The following is a 16,154-nucleotide window of genomic DNA, read 5'->3' as shown; positions in this document are numbered from 1 at the left end:
TTCAGCGCTTGCCGCCTTTCTGCAGCGCGAAATTCTTGGTTAAATGAAAGGGGCCCTTCCCGCCGCAGAGGCGTTGGCTGCGCCCCTCAACCCCGGTCACTTACTGATGTAAGCTCCCGGGGATTTCAGCGCTTGCCGCCTTTCTGCAGCGCGAAATTCTTGGTTAAATGAAAGGGGCCCTTCACGCCGCAGAGGCGTTGGCTGCGCCCCTCAACCCCGGTCACTTACTGATGTAAGCTCCCGGGGATTTCGGGTCTTGACGCCTTTCTGCAACGCGAAATGCTGGGTTAAATCAGTTGATCCTTGCCTCTTCGCATAGGCGAGGAGAAAGGTAAAAGCAAAAAGGCAACGTAAGTTGCTTTTTTAGTCGGTAGCCCGGGTAAGGCGTTCGGCCGCAATCCGGGAATGTTCAGCCTTCTTTCGCCGATTTACTGATTTTTTACCCAACCGCCCGTTTGCGCGCTAAAGCCCAGCGCCTGCATAAACGCCGCCATCACGCCGCGGTCTTCCACGCCGGCATCCGCAATCCGCCAACTGGTGATTTCTGGATTATCCTTTAGCGCTTCTTCCACTAAATATTGCCCGACGCCGCGACGGCGGGTCACTTCACGCACGCACAGCGCGCTGAGTTCGCCCTCAACGCCATTCAGCGTAATACGTACCGCTCCCAGCAGACGCTCGTTGAAGCGGGCGGCGTAAATACGATGGCTCTCATCTATCGCCAGTGCCGCGAGATCCTGCGACGGCCAGATTTTCCCTAAGTCGATACGATCCTGATCGCTGAAGTGCTGTAAACGAATAATGGTCAATTTCATGCTCGGTGAGTCCAGTTAAAACGGATGCGTCAGTGTATCCAAATTCCCCGCCAGGCGGAGCGCCGTTTTTTGCCTCGTCATCAGGGGATTCGTTTTCCTGGAAGGAACAGGGTAGAGCAATTCATCATGGATCGAAAAATAAGCAGAATTTTAACCTGATATATAGCGTTTTATTCCGCCTTATGTATCGTTATTTTATGCTGTTTGCTGGACTTTTTTTGTTTATCTTCCCGTAAATACAGAATATTATCTTTGCTTAATCGCCTGAAAAATAGAGAATTTACTCTGGATTCAGGCAAAAAACCTCGCTAAACCATTAAAGATAATGGTAAAAGTAGCGTTGTTTAATAAAAGCACAGAATGCTTTTTAACCATAAAAATACAAAATATTTACACCACATCACGAACGGGGTTCTGCAGCATGAAAAGGAACGCGAAAACGGTTATCGCGGGGTTAGTCGCACTGGCGATGTCCCAGGCGGCTTTTGCCAAAGATATTAAGGTCGCCGTTGTTGGCGCGATGTCTGGCCCGGTAGCCCAGTGGGGCGATATGGAATTTAACGGCGCGCGCCAGGCGATTAAAGACATTAACGCTCAGGGCGGCATTAAGGGCGATAAGCTGGTTGGCGTAGAATACGACGACGCCTGCGACCCGAAACAGGCCGTTGCGGTGGCGAACAAAATCGTCAACGACGGTATTCAGTATGTTATCGGCCATCTCTGCTCTTCTTCCACTCAGCCCGCATCCGATATCTACGAAGATGAAGGTATTCTGATGATCTCCCCGGGAGCGACTAACCCGGAGCTGACTCAGCGCGGTTATCAGTACATCATGCGTACTGCGGGTCTGGACTCCTCGCAGGGGCCGACCGCCGCTAAATACATCATGGAAACCGTCAAACCGCAGCGTATTGCTATCATTCATGATAAGCAGCAGTACGGTGAAGGCTTAGCGCGCTCTGTTCAGGAGAGCCTGAAAAAAGGCGGCGCGAATATCGTCTTCTTCGACGGCATCACCGCTGGCGAAAAAGACTTCTCCGCGCTGCTGGCGCGCCTGAAAAAAGAGAATATCGACTTCGTTTACTACGGCGGCTACTACCCGGAAATGGGTCAGATGCTGCGCCAGGCGCGTTCCGTAGGGCTGAAAACCGTGTTTATGGGCCCGGAAGGCGTGGGTAACGCGTCGCTGTCCAATATCGCGGGCGATGCGGCGGAAGGCATGCTGGTCACGATGCCAAAACGCTATGACCAGGACCCGGCTAACAGCGCTATCGTTGACGCGCTCAAAGCGGAGAAGAAGGACCCGAGCGGTCCGTATGTCTGGATCACCTACGCCGCCGTACAGTCACTGGCGCAGGCGATGGACCGGGCCGGAAGCCAGGAGCCGCTGGATTTAATCAAAGATCTGAAAGCTCACGGCGCGAAAACCGTGATTGGGCCGCTGAATTGGGACGAAAAAGGCGATTTGAAGGGATTTGAGTTTGGTGTCTTCCAGTGGCACGCGGATGGGTCATCCACCCTCGCGAAATAAGCCATAAGACAAGTTATCCCACCGCCCGTGCAAAGCGGGCGGGTTGAAAAAGGTTACCTTATGTCCGAGCAGTTTCTCTATTTTTTGCAGCAGATGTTTAACGGCGTCACGCTGGGAAGCACCTATGCGCTGATTGCCATCGGCTATACCATGGTGTACGGCATTATCGGCATGATCAACTTCGCCCACGGCGAGGTGTATATGATTGGCAGCTACGTCTCCTTCATGATCATTGCCGCCCTGATGATGATGGGTATTGATACCAGCTGGCTGCTGGTTGCTGCCGGATTCGTCGGCGCTATCGTGATTGCCAGCGCCTACGGCTGGAGTATCGAGCGCGTGGCCTACCGGCCGGTGCGCAGCTCAAAACGCCTGATTGCGCTGATCTCCGCCATCGGGATGTCGATCTTCTTGCAAAACTACGTCAGCCTGACGGAAGGCTCGCGCGATGTTGCGCTGCCAAGCCTGTTTAACGGCCAGTGGACGGTGGGCAGTAGCGACAACTTCTCCGCGACCATTACCACCATGCAACTGGTGATCTGGGTGGTGACGTTTATCGCCATGCTGGCGCTGACGCTGTTTATTCGCTATTCCCGCATGGGGCGCGCCTGCCGCGCCTGCGCTGAAGATCTGAAAATGGCCAGCCTGCTCGGGATTAACACCGACCGCGTGATTGCGCTGACCTTTGTGATCGGCGCGGCAATGGCGGCGGTTGCCGGCGTTCTGCTCGGACAGTTTTACGGCGTTATCAACCCCTACATCGGCTTTATGGCCGGGATGAAGGCCTTCACCGCTGCGGTTCTGGGCGGCATCGGCAGCATTCCTGGCGCGATGATCGGCGGGCTGATCCTCGGTATTGCCGAAGCGCTCTCTTCTGCCTATCTCAGCACGGAATATAAAGACGTGGTCTCCTTCGCGCTGCTGATCCTGGTTCTGCTGGTGATGCCTACCGGCATCCTGGGCCGTCCGGAGGTAGAAAAAGTATGAAACCGATGCATTTTGCGATGGCGCTGCTGTCGGCAGTTATGTTCTTTATCCTGGCGGGCGTCTTTATGGGCGTGCAGCTGGAGCTTGACGGCACGAAGCTGGTGGTGGATACCGCCGCCGATATCCGCTGGCAGTGGATCTTTATCGGAACCGCAGTAGTTTTCTTCTTCCAGCTGCTGCGTCCCATTTTTCAGAAAACCATGAAGAACGTCTCCGGGCCGAAGTTTATTCTGCCGGCTATCGACGGTTCGACGGTAAAACAGAAGCTATTCCTGATCGCCCTGCTGGTTATCGCCGTGGCGTGGCCGTTTATGGTGTCGCGCGGGACGGTGGATATCGCCACGCTGACGATGATCTATATCATCCTCGGCCTGGGTCTTAACGTGGTGGTAGGACTTTCCGGCCTGTTGGTGCTGGGCTACGGCGGTTTTTATGCCATCGGCGCCTATACCTTTGCGCTGCTGAACCACTATTACGGCCTGGGCTTCTGGACCTGCCTGCCGCTGGCGGGGCTGGTTTCGGCGGCGGCGGGCTTCCTGCTTGGCTTCCCGGTCCTGCGTCTGCGCGGCGACTATCTGGCGATTGTCACGCTCGGCTTCGGCGAAATCGTGCGCATCCTGCTGCTTAACAACACCGAAATAACCGGCGGCCCGAACGGCATTAGCCAGATCCCAAAACCGACGCTCTTCGGCCTTGAATTTAGCCGCAGCGCCCGTGAAGGCGGCTGGGATACGTTCAGCAACTTCTTTGGCGTGAAGTACGACCCCTCCGATCGCGTCATTTTTCTCTACCTGGTCGCTCTGCTGCTGGTGGTGTTAAGTCTGTTCGTGATTAACCGTCTGCTGCGTATGCCGCTGGGCCGCGCGTGGGAAGCGCTGCGCGAAGATGAAATCGCCTGTCGCTCGCTGGGCCTCAGCCCGACGCGCATCAAGCTGACCGCTTTTACCATCAGCGCCGCGTTTGCCGGTTTTGCCGGAACGCTGTTCGCCGCCCGTCAGGGCTTCGTCAGCCCGGAATCCTTCACCTTCGCCGAGTCGGCCTTTGTGCTGGCGATTGTGGTTCTCGGCGGTATGGGCTCTCAGTTTGCGGTGATCCTGGCGGCGGTTCTGCTGGTGGTCTCGCGCGAGCTGATGCGTGATTTCAATGAGTACAGCATGCTGATGCTGGGCGCGCTGATGGTACTGATGATGATCTGGCGTCCGCAGGGGCTTCTGCCGATGACGCGTCCGCAGCTGAAGCTGAAAAACGGTCAGGCAAAAGGAGAGCAGGCATGAGTCAGCCATTATTATCCGTAAACGGTCTGATGATGCGTTTCGGCGGTCTGCTGGCGGTTAACAACGTGTCGCTGGAGCTGCGCGAGCGGGAAATTGTCTCGCTTATCGGCCCGAACGGCGCGGGCAAAACCACCGTTTTTAACTGTCTGACCGGTTTCTACAAGCCCACTGGCGGCACTATTATGCTGCGTGACCAGCATCTGGAAGGGCTGCCGGGCCAGCAGATTGCCCGCATGGGCGTAGTGCGAACGTTCCAGCACGTGCGTCTGTTCCGCGAAATGACGGTGATTGAAAACCTGCTGGTGGCACAGCATCAGCAGCTGAAAACCGGGGTTTTCTCCGGCCTGCTGAAGACGCCATCCTTCCGCCGCGCCCAGAGCGAAGCGCTCGATCGCGCCGCGACCTGGCTTGAGCGTATTGGCCTGCTCGAACACGCCAACCGCCAGGCCAGTAACCTGGCCTACGGCGACCAGCGCCGTCTGGAGATCGCCCGCTGCATGGTGACCCAGCCGGAAATCCTGATGCTGGATGAGCCCGCCGCGGGGCTAAACCCGAAAGAGACCAAAGAGCTGGATGAGTTGATCGTCGAGCTGCGCAGCCATCACAACACCACCATCCTGCTGATTGAGCACGATATGAAGCTGGTGATGGGCATTTCCGACCGTATTTACGTGGTAAACCAGGGCACGCCGCTGGCCAACGGTACGCCGGAAGCGATCCGCAACAACCCGGACGTGATCCGCGCCTATTTAGGTGAAGCATAATGGTGGTGACGCATAAGATGGAAAAAGTGATGTTATCTTTTGACAACGTCAGCGCGCATTACGGCAAAATCCAGGCGCTGCACAACGTCAGTCTGCATATCAATCAGGGAGAAATTGTCACCCTGATTGGTGCCAACGGTGCGGGGAAAACCACGCTGCTGGGTACCCTGTGCGGTGACCCGCGCGCCTCCAGCGGCCGCGTGGTTTTCGACGGTAAAGATATTACCGACTGGCAGACGGCGAAAATCATGCGCGAAGCGGTGGCGATCGTGCCGGAAGGGCGCCGGGTCTTCTCGCGGATGACGGTGGAAGAGAACCTGGCGATGGGCGGTTTTTTTGCCGATCGCGACCAGTTTCAGACCCGTATTAAATGGGTGTATGAGCTGTTTCCGCGCCTGCATGAGCGCCGGGTTCAGCGGGCGGGCACCATGTCCGGCGGCGAGCAGCAGATGCTGGCCATCGGGCGCGCGCTGATGAGCCAGCCGCGCCTGCTGCTGCTGGATGAGCCTTCGCTCGGCCTGGCGCCGATTATCATTCAGCAAATCTTCGATACCATCGAACAGCTGCGCGAGCAGGGGATGACTATCTTCCTCGTCGAGCAGAACGCCAACCAGGCGCTGAAGCTGGCCGACCGCGGCTACGTGCTGGAAAACGGTCACGTGGTGCTGGAGGATACCGGCGACGCGCTGCTGGCGAATGAAGCGGTACGCAGCGCCTATCTGGGCGGGTAGTGAAGACAAAACGCCCGGCATCTGCCGGGCGTTTTACTTGACTCCTACAGCTCCAGAGAGCGTTTCCACAGCATAAAATCATACTGTTCGAGCGCATCCGCTTTGGTGCGCCAGGTTCCGCTGGCGGTAGCGATGATTTTCTCAAACAGGCCGTCGGCGATGTCCGCCAGCGGCGTGCCTTCGATAATCGGCCCGCAGTCATAATCGATAATATCCGGCATCTCCGCCGCGACCAGGCCCGTTACCGCGTCCACATCGTTGCCCGGCGTGCAGACCAGCGAAAGGCCGCTTTCTCCCATCGGTTCGGCATAGTCGCATACCGTGCTAACCGGCGCTCTGCCGCCTTTTTTCGCCGCGCCGGCGGATTTTATCGCGTCAGTGATCAGCCCATCGGCAATGTTTCCCGGGCTGGGGTTATCGGCGATGGTGGTGCCGAAGAAGTTCGCGACATGCTCATAGTTTTTCATCAGCGACAAAAACTTCTCTTTCAGCTCCCGGGTCGCGCAGCGCTGAACGATATCCCCTTCCGCGCCGCACAGCTCGGGGAATTCCGCCAGCCCCGATGCGCCGCCGAGGGCGACGAGACGATCTGACACTTCGCCCATCGCCGGGTTTGCGCTGATCCCCGAGAACCCGTCAGAAGCGCCGCACTTCACGCCGATTTTGAGGTGGGAGAGCGGGACGTCCTGCCGCTCGGCGACGGGGGCTTCGCGGATCGCGTTATAAGTTTCGGTTAACGCATCCTGCATCATTTTCTCTTCGCTACTCCAGTCCTGCTGCCTGAAGTAAATAATCGGTTTGCTGAAGTTCGGGTTGCGCTTCGCCAGCGCGGCGTTGAAATCAACAATTCGCGCTTTTTCACAGCCGAGGGCGAAGACCGTCACGCCAAGAACGTTAGGATGATCGGAATAGGCGGCCAGCACGTCGCACATCGTCATGCTGTCCGAGGTGGCGCCGCCGCAGCCGGAATTAACGGTAATACAGCGAATACCGTCAAGATGCGGAAAGGGCAGATGTCGGGTATCGTTTAAAGCCCCTGCCGATGTCACCTGGCGAGCAAAATTTTTCAGGCCGTTATTGGCGTAGCCAAGGGCGTCGTTTAGCGCATCGGTGACGCGCTGAACGTTGCGGTTTTCACAGAATACCAGCGGAATGACCAGCCAGTAGTTTGCGGTGGCGACCCGGCCATCTTCACGCACGATTCCCTTAAACGTCCGCTGCTGCCAGGCGGAAATATCCGGCTGCTGCCAGTCATAGGGGGCGACATCGTCAAGCGTAACCGGGGCCGCGTAGTGTTTGATATTCTCCGTTGTGATGGCTTCGCCCCGGGTGATGGGGCGCGTCGCTTTACCGACCGGTACGCCGTACAGCGAAACGATATCGCCGGGCGCAATATCCTCGGTGGCAAATTTATGTTTGGCTTTGACATCGCTACGCAGAACGTAGGCCTCATCGTTCCAGTGAACCCGCTGTTCTTTGCGTAAGTCCTGCAGCGCAACGATTAAGTTATCAGTAGGGTCAATCTTTAAGATGGTCTGCATGTTATTTATCCTTTGTTATAAGCGCATCAGGACTTAGTGATGGGTAACCGCAACGCCGTTTGTCGCTTTTCTGCTGGCAAGAGCGGCAATCAGCAGCGCACAGCAGACGGTAATCAGCGACAGTGCGACCAGGCCCGCCGAATCATTGCCGAAGAAGGTATCGACCTCAACGCGAATGAGCGGCGCCAGGAAGCTACAAAACGCGCCCATGGTGGTGCAAAAGCCGATACTGGCGGCCAGCGCCGAGCCTGACACAATCTGCGCCGGGAAAGTCCAGAAAATGGGTTGCACGGAGAGAAAGCCGATGGCCGACAGCGAGAGCGCGGCAATGGCGAGCACCGGGCCGGACCAGGCAGAAACAAACAGCCCCAGCGCCGCAGCCAGCATGCAGATGACCGAAATCAGTACCCGGCGAGCCGGCATTTTGTCCGCCAGACGCGGAATGTAATAGACGCCGACGGCGGAGCAGGCCCACGGAATGGCGGCGACCAGCGACTCTTTAAAGCCGAGCGTGGAACCCATTAGCGAGGCGACTTGCGAAGGCAGGAAGAACATCAGTCCGTACACGCTGATCTGGATGGTGCCGTAGATCAGCGCCAGGTGCCAGACTTTAAGGCTTTTCAGCGCGGTACCAACGCTGCTGGTTTCCGTCTGTCGCTGCTCCTGCTGTAGCTGGGCAATCAGCGCCTTTTTCTCTTCTTCGTTCAGGAAGCGCGCTTTGGCTGGCGTATCGTCGAGCCAGAACCAGGCGAAGATCCCCATGATGACCGCCGGAATGCCTTCAATAAAGAACATCCAGAACCAGCCGGGTTTACCGAGGAAACCGTGCATTTCCAGCAGCGCGCCGGAGATGGGCGAGCCTAAGGTCAGCGCCAGCGGTACGCCGAGTACGAAGATACCGACGACGGATGCGCGAACTTTATTGGGAAAGTAGATGGAGGCCAGCAGCAGAATACCGGGATAAAAACCGGCTTCGCCTAATCCCAGTAAAAAACGCAGAACAATAAACTGGGTTTCCGTCTGCACCAGTCCGGTGAGGGCAGAGAGAACGCCCCACAGCGCGGTGGTGATGCTTAACCATTTCTGCGCGCCAATTTTATTCAGGATCAGGTTTGCGGGAATGCCAAATAGCGCATAGGCGGCGAAAAAGATCCCTGCACCGAGGGCGAAGGCGGAATTGGAGAGCCCAATATCCACCTGCATCGCCTCTTTAGCGAATCCCACGTTCACCCTGTCGATAAAGGCGATGAAGTACAAAATAAACATCAGTGGCACCAGGCGCTTCCATGATTTCGTAATCGCGGAATTGAGGGCCGGATTGTCGTAAGCTGTGATGGTTTTCATAATACCTCCGCGTGGGGGTCAGGCATTAATTTCAATACCAGCACGGGAAAGTATCCGCAAAATACTTTCGGTCTGGCCGGTTGTGAGTGAGCTAAACGGTGGCGTGCAGCGGTCGGACTGAATAATTCCGCGCAGCTGTAGCGCTTTTTTAAATGTTGGAATGAACGGATCGTTAACCGCGTAAATATCCATTAACCCATCCACTTTTTGCTGATACCGCGAAATTTGCTGCAAATCGTTATCGTTAAATGCCTGCATCCAGTCGCGGAATATTTCAGGGCAAATATTGGATAACCCGCCGATACATCCATCGCCCCCCGCCAGGACATTGTGCGCGAAGTTATTGTCATAACCGGCGTAGACTTCAAAATACGGTAGTTCAGATTTTACCTGGCGAATCACCTGCGACGTATGATTGGTGTCCGGAATGGTGTCTTTAAGACCGACAATGTTTGGGAACTCTCTGGCGAGTCGTAAACAGACCTCTGGCGAGACGCAATAGCCGGTACGTTCCGGGAAGTTATAAATAAATATTTTGGCGGCGGTGCGGCGAGCTATCTGGCTATAAAATGTATAAATGCCTTCATCAGTCAGGCGGAAGTACCACGGGCTGATAATCATGACGCCATCCAGTCCGCACTCATCTGCATAGTTAGCCAGCTCTACGCACTCGTCAATATCCATGCGGCTGGTACCCGCATAGGCCTTTATTCCCTCGCGCGGGAACTCTGCCGCCATTTGAATTACCTGACGGGATGTTTTCATATCCAGCGAGAAAAACTCACCGGTACTGCCCATGACGACAAATCCCGATACGCTGCTTTTAATGAAATCATACAGGCGAAAGTTGCCTTCAGGATCCAGCCTGCCCTGCTCATCAAAAACCGTTATTGCCGGGGTGATGTAATGACTTTGCATATTAAACCTCTTTGTTGTTCGTATATACAAACTGTGTTTGTATTTGCGATTAAGCATAAGTAAACACGCCATCGACGTGAAGTCAAATGGCGCCAAAGTCGTGCGGATAATTGATTAAATCAATGAATAGATGGGGAATTATGCAGAATAGTCGGGCGCCACGGTGGATCATTAAATATCGGTATTGTGTGGGTAATCACAATTCCGAAGGCGCCGTTGGCAAATAAATCAGTAATTTTTAATATCAGGCAGCTTATTCAGCACGCTTTCGATACGACCCTTGGCCTCTTTTAGCGCACGAATCACCTGCTGCGTTTTTTCATCGCTGGCGCGGAAAGAGGGCAATGAGACGCTGATCGCCGCCAGAATAATGCCTTTCTGTTGCAGGGGGACGGCGAAGCAGATGGTATCGTCGTTGATTTCCCGATCGTCCATGGCATAACCGTTGGCGGCAACCATATCCAGCTGCTGACGAAGCTGGGCCATATTCGTTACGCTGCGGGCGGTAACGGAAGGAAAACCCTGCGGATAGAGCTCCAGAATCTCTTCGTCGCGGTGCTTATGCAGCAGCGCCTTGCCCAGGGCGGAGCAGATTGCCGGCAGGCGCGTCCCTACCTTAGAGACCAGCTGCACGGTTTGATCGCCCTGGACTTTATCAACATACAGTACCCAGGCGTCATCCAGAATGCCGAGCTGGCAAACTTCGTTGCATTCAGTGACCACCGCGTGCATTTCGCTATTGATCGTTTTCAGCCAGAACTCTTTTTCGACGGTGGCGCTGGCCAGAACCGCGCAGGAGATCCCCAGAGTGTAAATCCCGTTGCGATCGTCGTGACTGATATATTTGCGATACTGCAGTGATTTGAGGATCGGGAAAATGGTTCCCTTGGAAATATCCGTTTTGAGCGATAGCTCGGAAAGCGTCATTCCATCCGCGTTGGCTAAGGTTTCCAGAATGAGCAAAACGCGCTCGGTAGGTTTATGAAGCGTCTTCATATTTTTCCTTTTGACGGCTCGCCGTAGAGTGCTCTTTAACGCACTCTATTTAACTACAGATCCCCGTTTATCTGTAGTCTGCGCCGCCTCTCTTTTTCCTTTGCCATTTCCCTGCCACTTTTTTTTCACCGTTTCATCATGTTTTTGCCAATTTATTGTAATATTTTTGTAATGCAATAGTTATTTTTCTGTCATTCGAGCATGTCATGTTACCCCCGCGAACATAAAACGCGTGAAATCGCGCATCCGGAACAACAAGAGAGATAACCGATGATATCGTTACGACATACAGCTTTAGGACTGGCGCTCAGCCTGGCATTTGCCGGACAAGCCCTGGCGGTAACCACTATCCCATTCTGGCACTCGATGGAAGGGGAGTTGGGGAAAGAAGTTGATTCACTGGCGCAACGTTTCAATGCAGCCAACCCGGACTATAAAATTGTCCCGGTGTATAAAGGCAACTATGAGCAGAGCCTGAGCGCAGGCATCGCCGCCTTCCGTACCGGCAACGCGCCGGCGCTATTACAGGTTTATGAAGTCGGCACCGCGACGATGATGGCCTCAAAGGCGATTAAGCCGGTTTATCAGGTGTTCAGCGATGCGGGCATTCAGTTTGACGAAACGCAGTTCGTTCCCACCGTTTCCGGTTATTACACTGATTCGAAAACCGGACACCTGCTCTCTCAACCGTTTAACAGCTCCACGCCGGTGTTGTACTACAACAAAGACGCCTTTAAAAAAGCCGGGTTAGATCCGGAACAGCCGCCGAAAACCTGGCAGGATCTGGCGGCGTATACCGCGAAGCTGAAGGCTGCCGGGATGAAATGCGGCTACGCCAGCGGCTGGCAGGGCTGGATCCAGATTGAAAACTTCAGCGCCTGGCACGGCCTGCCGGTGGCCACCAAAAACAACGGCTTCGACGGTACCGACGCGGTGCTGGAGTTCAACAAGCCGGAGCAGGTCAAGCATATCGCCCTGCTCGAAGAACTGAACAAGAAAGGCGACTTCAGCTACTTCGGGCGTAAAGACGAATCCACCGAGAAGTTCTATAACGGCGACTGCGCCATTACCACCGCCTCCTCCGGCTCGCTGGCGGATATTCGTCAGTACGCGAAGTTCAACTATGGCGTAGGGATGATGCCGTACGACGCCGACGTGAAAGGCGCGCCGCAAAACGCCATTATCGGCGGGGCCAGCCTGTGGGTGATGCAGGGGAAAGACAAAGAAACCTATACCGGGGTCGCCAGATTTCTCGATTTCCTGACTAAACCGGAAAACGCGGCCGAATGGCACCAGAAAACTGGCTATCTGCCGATTACCACCGCTGCTTATAACCTGACCCGCGAGCAGGGTTTCTATGATAAGAATCCGGGTGCGGATATTGCGACGCGTCAGATGCTGAATAAGCCGCCGCTGCCGTTCACCAAAGGGCTGCGTCTGGGCAATATGCCGCAGATCCGCACCATCGTGGATGAAGAGCTGGAAAGCGTGTGGACCGGTAAGAAAACGCCCCAGCAGGCGCTTGACGCCGCGGTTGAGCGCGGTAATCAGCTGCTGCGCCGTTTCGAACAGTCAACGAAGTCGTAATCTTTTAGCCCGTCCCTCATCCTCACCCTCTCCCGAAAGCGGAGAGGGACCGTTCGGCGCACTCCTCTTCCTTGCCTTTTGGGAGAGGGCCGGGGTGAGGGGAAAACAACGCAGAGTTTAACTATGTCATCATCCCGTCCGGTGTTTAAATCCCGCTGGCTGCCCTATGTGCTGGTCGCGCCGCAGCTGGTTATCACCGTCGTATTCTTTATCTGGCCCGCTGGCGAAGCGCTGTGGTATTCGCTGCAGAGCGTCGATCCTTTTGGGCTCTCCAGCCAGTTTGTCGGCCTGGACAACTTTTTAGCCCTGTTCCACGATCCGTATTACCTGGACTCCTTCTGGACCACCATTAAGTTCAGTACGATGGTTACCGTCAGCGGTCTGCTGATCTCGCTGTTTTTCGCCGCACTGGTCGATTATGTGGTGCGCGGCAGCCGCTTCTATCAAACGCTGATGCTCCTGCCCTATGCCGTTGCGCCCGCGGTGGCGGCGGTGCTGTGGATCTTCTTATTCAACCCTGGACGCGGGCTGATTACCCATCTTCTCGGCGAAATGGGCTATGACTGGAACCACGCACAGAATAGCGGTCAGGCGATGTTCCTCGTGGTTTTCGCCTCGGTCTGGAAGCAGATTAGTTACAACTTCCTGTTCTTCTTTGCTGCGCTGCAATCGATTCCCCGCTCGCTGGTTGAAGCCGCCGCGATTGACGGCGCCGGGCCGGTTCGCCGCTTCTTCAGGCTGGCGCTACCGCTGATCGCCCCGGTGAGTTTCTTCCTGCTGGTAGTGAATCTGGTGTACGCCTTCTTTGATACCTTTCCGGTTATCGATGCCGCAACCGGCGGCGGGCCGGTGCAGGCGACGACGACGCTGATTTATAAGATCTACCGTGAAGGTTTCGCGGGGCTCGACCTGTCCGCTTCCGCCGCCCAGTCGGTGGTGCTGATGTTCCTCGTCATTATTCTGACGGTGGTGCAATTCCGTTACGTTGAGAAAAAGGTGCGCTACCAATGATTGAAAACCGTCGCGGGCTGACGATTTTCAGCCACACGATGCTGATTTTAGGGATCGCGGTCATTCTGTTCCCGCTGTATGTCGCCTTTGTTGCGGCGACGCTGGACAGTAAAGCGGTCTTTGACACGCCGATGACGCTGATACCCGGCGGGCATCTTCTCGAAAACATGAAACTCATCTGGGTGAATGGCGTCGGGGCCAACAGCGCGCCGTTCTGGCTGATGATGCTCAACAGCTTCATCATGGCCTTCGGCATCACGGTGGGCAAAATTACGGTCTCGATGCTCTCCGCTTTCGCCATCGTCTGGTTTCGTTTTCCGCTGCGCAACCTGTTCTTCTGGATGATCTTCATCACGCTGATGCTGCCGGTTGAGGTGCGTATTTTCCCGACGGTGGAAGTGATCGCCAACCTGAAAATGCTCGACAGCTATGCCGGACTCACGCTGCCGCTGATGGCCTCGGCGACCGCGACCTTCCTGTTTCGCCAGTTCTTTATGACCCTGCCGGACGAGCTTATCGAGGCCGCACGTATCGACGGCGCATCGCCGATGCGCTTTTTCCGCGACATCGTCCTGCCGCTGTCGAAAACCAACCTGGCGGCGCTGTTCGTCATCACCTTTATTTACGGCTGGAACCAGTATTTGTGGCCGCTGCTGATTATTACCGACGTGAATCTCGGCACCGCGGTCGCGGGCATCAAAGGGATGATCGCCATCGGCCAGGGCACCACGCAGTGGAATCAGGTGATGGCGGCGATGCTGCTCACATTGATTCCTCCGGTAGTCATCGTTTTAGCCATGCAGCGCGCGTTTGTGCGTGGTTTAGTGGATAGTGAGAAATAAAATGGCAGGACTGAAGCTACAGGCAGTAACCAAAAGCTGGGATGGCAAAACCCAGGTGATCCAACCGCTGACGCTGGACGTTGCGGACGGCGAATTTATTGTGATGGTGGGCCCTTCGGGCTGCGGAAAATCAACCCTGCTGCGTATGGTGGCGGGTCTGGAGCGGGTTACCAGCGGCGATATCTGGATTGACCGCAAGCGTGTTACCGAAATGGAACCGAAAGATCGCGGCATCGCGATGGTGTTCCAGAACTACGCCCTCTATCCGCATATGAGCGTGGAAGAGAATATGGCGTGGGGCCTGAAAATTCGCGGTTTAGGTAAGGGATTAATTGCTGAACGCGTGCGGGAGGCTGCGCGCATTCTGGAGCTGGACGGCCTGCTGAAGCGCCGCCCGCGCGAACTCTCCGGCGGCCAGCGCCAACGCGTGGCGATGGGACGGGCTATCGTACGCGATCCGGCGGTATTCCTGTTTGATGAGCCGCTCTCCAACCTCGATGCTAAACTGCGCGTGCAGATGCGTCTTGAGCTGCAGCAGCTGCACCGACGGCTGAAAACCACCTCGCTGTACGTGACTCACGATCAGGTAGAGGCGATGACCCTCGCGCAGCGGGTAATGGTGATGAATAAAGGTATTACCGAGCAGATTGGTACGCCGGTCGAAGTCTATGAAAAACCGGCCAGCCGCTTTGTGGCGAGCTTTATCGGCAGCCCGGCAATGAACCTGCTGGACGGTCGGGTCAGCGACGACGGAAGCCGCTTTGAGCTTGAGAGCGGGATGCTTTTACCCATTAACGGCGAGCATCGCCGCTATGCCGGGCGTAAGATGACGCTGGGTATCCGTCCGGAACATTTTGCTTTAAGCTCCCGGACGGAAGGGGGCGTACCGCTGGTGATGGATACGCTGGAAATTTTAGGCGCCGATAACCTTGCTCACGGGCGCTGGGGCGCGCAAAAGCTGGTGGTCCGGCTGCCGCACCAGCAGCGTCCGCAGGCGGGCAGCACTCTGTGGCTGCATCTGCCGCAGGAAAGTCTGCACCTTTTTGATAGTGAAACAGGACAACGCGCATGAGTCACTGGCCTTATCCCCATATCGTCGCCCACCGCGGCGGCGGTAAACTGGCCCCGGAAAACACCCTGGCGGCCATCGATACCGGCGCTCGTTATGGCCATACGATGATTGAATTTGACGCTAAGTTATCGAAAGACGGGCACATTTTTTTACTGCACGATGACAATCTTGAACGCACCAGCAACGGCTGGGGCGTGGCGGGCGAGCTGGCGTGGAACGATCTGCTAAAAGTGGATGCCGGCAGCTGGTACAGCGGCAAATTCAAAGGCGAGCCGCTGCCGCTGCTGAGCGAAGTGGCCGATCGCTGCCGTCAGCACGGCATGATGGCCAATATCGAAATTAAACCGACCACCGGCACCGGCCTGGTGACCGGTAAAGCGGTGGCGCTGGCGGCGCGTGAGCTGTGGCAGGGAATGACGCCGCCGCTGCTCTCATCGTTTGAAATCGATGCGCTGGAAGCGGCGCAGGAAGCGGCGCCCGAACTACCGCGTGGGCTACTGCTGGATGAGTGGCGCAACGACTGGCGCGAACTCACCGCGCGTCTTGGCTGCGTCTCTATTCATCTCAACCACAAGCTGCTGGATGAAGCGCGAGTGGCAAACCTGAAGGCTGCGGGCCTGCATATTCTCGTCTATACCGTTAATAAACCGCAGCGTGCCGCCGAACTGCTGCGTTGGGGCGTTGACTGTATCTGCACCGATGCGATTGATCTCATCGGCCCACGCTTTTCGGCATAACAGG

General features: G+C 55.9%; 15 protein-coding genes. 10 read left to right on the top strand and 5 right to left on the bottom strand.

The genetic code is table 11. The features are described 5' to 3' along the window. Nucleotides 1-428: 428 nt before the first annotated feature. Nucleotides 429-815 (bottom strand): aspartate 1-decarboxylase autocleavage activator PanM, encoded by a 387-nt coding sequence (gene panM, locus ABLV75_RS25455; RefSeq protein ID WP_004116081.1) that lies wholly within the window; start codon nt 813-815, stop codon nt 429-431. Nucleotides 816-1,236: 421 nt separating this feature from the next. On the opposite strand from panM, the gene livK reads away from it, so the two are divergent. The 5 genes from livK to livF are packed head-to-tail and all read left to right on the top strand — an operon-like array spanning nt 1,237 to nt 6,102. Further along, on the top strand, nt 1,237-2,346 hold the full coding sequence (gene livK, locus ABLV75_RS25450) for a high-affinity branched-chain amino acid ABC transporter substrate-binding protein LivK (RefSeq protein WP_004106543.1): 1,110 nt from the start codon (nt 1,237-1,239) through the stop codon (nt 2,344-2,346). A 60-nt stretch (nt 2,347-2,406) separates the two neighbouring features. Further along, nucleotides 2,407-3,333 (top strand): high-affinity branched-chain amino acid ABC transporter permease LivH, encoded by a 927-nt coding sequence (gene livH / locus ABLV75_RS25445; RefSeq protein WP_004106541.1) that lies wholly within the window; start codon nt 2,407-2,409, stop codon nt 3,331-3,333. Then, nucleotides 3,330-4,607, top strand: a complete 1,278-nt coding sequence (livM, locus tag ABLV75_RS25440) for a branched chain amino acid ABC transporter permease LivM (RefSeq protein WP_004106539.1) — start codon at nt 3,330-3,332, stop codon at nt 4,605-4,607. Before livH ends, livM begins: the two co-directional genes overlap by 4 nt. Further along, nucleotides 4,604-5,371, top strand: coding sequence for a high-affinity branched-chain amino acid ABC transporter ATP-binding protein LivG (gene livG, locus ABLV75_RS25435; protein WP_004106537.1), 768 nt, complete (start codon nt 4,604-4,606; stop codon nt 5,369-5,371). Before livM ends, livG begins: the two co-directional genes overlap by 4 nt. Nucleotides 5,372-5,388: 17 nt before the next feature. Beyond that, the gene (livF, locus tag ABLV75_RS25430; RefSeq protein WP_004126158.1) at nt 5,389-6,102 is read left to right on the top strand and encodes a high-affinity branched-chain amino acid ABC transporter ATP-binding protein LivF; all 714 of its coding nucleotides are present in this window, start codon (nt 5,389-5,391) and stop codon (nt 6,100-6,102) included. 44 nt (nt 6,103-6,146) lie between these two features. Here the strand turns inward: livF and ABLV75_RS25425 are convergent, their stop codons facing one another. The 4 genes from ABLV75_RS25425 to ABLV75_RS25410 all read right to left on the bottom strand — a co-directional run bounded on the left by ABLV75_RS25425 (nt 6,147) and on the right by ABLV75_RS25410 (nt 10,901). Continuing rightward, complete coding sequence (locus ABLV75_RS25425) at nt 6,147-7,643, bottom strand: altronate dehydratase family protein (RefSeq protein ID WP_348855211.1); 1,497 nt, start codon at nt 7,641-7,643, stop codon at nt 6,147-6,149. 33 nt (nt 7,644-7,676) lie between these two features. Continuing rightward, on the bottom strand, nt 7,677-8,987 hold the full coding sequence (locus ABLV75_RS25420) for an MFS transporter (protein WP_004106530.1): 1,311 nt from the start codon (nt 8,985-8,987) through the stop codon (nt 7,677-7,679). An 18-nt stretch (nt 8,988-9,005) separates the two neighbouring features. Next, nucleotides 9,006-9,905, bottom strand: coding sequence for a dihydrodipicolinate synthase family protein (locus tag ABLV75_RS25415; RefSeq protein WP_004106528.1), 900 nt, complete (start codon nt 9,903-9,905; stop codon nt 9,006-9,008). Nucleotides 9,906-10,133: 228 nt separating this feature from the next. Further along, nucleotides 10,134-10,901 (bottom strand): IclR family transcriptional regulator, encoded by a 768-nt coding sequence (locus tag ABLV75_RS25410; protein ID WP_004106526.1) that lies wholly within the window; start codon nt 10,899-10,901, stop codon nt 10,134-10,136. Nucleotides 10,902-11,171: 270 nt separating this feature from the next. Between ABLV75_RS25410 and ugpB the strand changes: the two genes are divergently transcribed. The 5 genes from ugpB (at nt 11,172) to ugpQ (ending at nt 16,150) form a co-directional block, all read left to right on the top strand. After that, nucleotides 11,172-12,488 (top strand): sn-glycerol-3-phosphate ABC transporter substrate-binding protein UgpB, encoded by a 1,317-nt coding sequence (gene ugpB / locus ABLV75_RS25405; protein WP_004106515.1) that lies wholly within the window; start codon nt 11,172-11,174, stop codon nt 12,486-12,488. Nucleotides 12,489-12,611: 123 nt separating this feature from the next. After that, the gene (ugpA, locus tag ABLV75_RS25400) at nt 12,612-13,499 is read left to right on the top strand and encodes a sn-glycerol-3-phosphate ABC transporter permease UgpA (protein ID WP_004106512.1); all 888 of its coding nucleotides are present in this window, start codon (nt 12,612-12,614) and stop codon (nt 13,497-13,499) included. Continuing rightward, entirely contained in the window at nt 13,496-14,341 is an 846-nt protein-coding gene (gene ugpE / locus ABLV75_RS25395) for a sn-glycerol-3-phosphate ABC transporter permease UgpE (RefSeq protein ID WP_004106510.1), read from the top strand. Before ugpA ends, ugpE begins: the two co-directional genes overlap by 4 nt. Before the next feature lies 1 nt (nt 14,342). Further along, entirely contained in the window at nt 14,343-15,413 is a 1,071-nt protein-coding gene (locus ABLV75_RS25390; RefSeq protein WP_004106508.1) for a sn-glycerol-3-phosphate import ATP-binding protein UgpC, read from the top strand. Continuing rightward, on the top strand, nt 15,410-16,150 hold the full coding sequence (gene ugpQ, locus ABLV75_RS25385; protein WP_004106507.1) for a glycerophosphodiester phosphodiesterase: 741 nt from the start codon (nt 15,410-15,412) through the stop codon (nt 16,148-16,150). The genes ABLV75_RS25390 and ugpQ overlap by 4 nt, the downstream gene beginning before the upstream one ends. Nucleotides 16,151-16,154 lie beyond the last annotated feature (4 nt).

Origin of the sequence: Klebsiella sp. CN_Kp066 (assembly GCF_040065135.1) — a bacterium.
Classification (GTDB): Bacteria; Pseudomonadota; Gammaproteobacteria; order Enterobacterales; family Enterobacteriaceae; genus Klebsiella; species Klebsiella oxytoca.
Note: the sequence above shows the minus strand (reverse complement) of the source record. Positions and strands in the feature narration are given on the sequence as shown.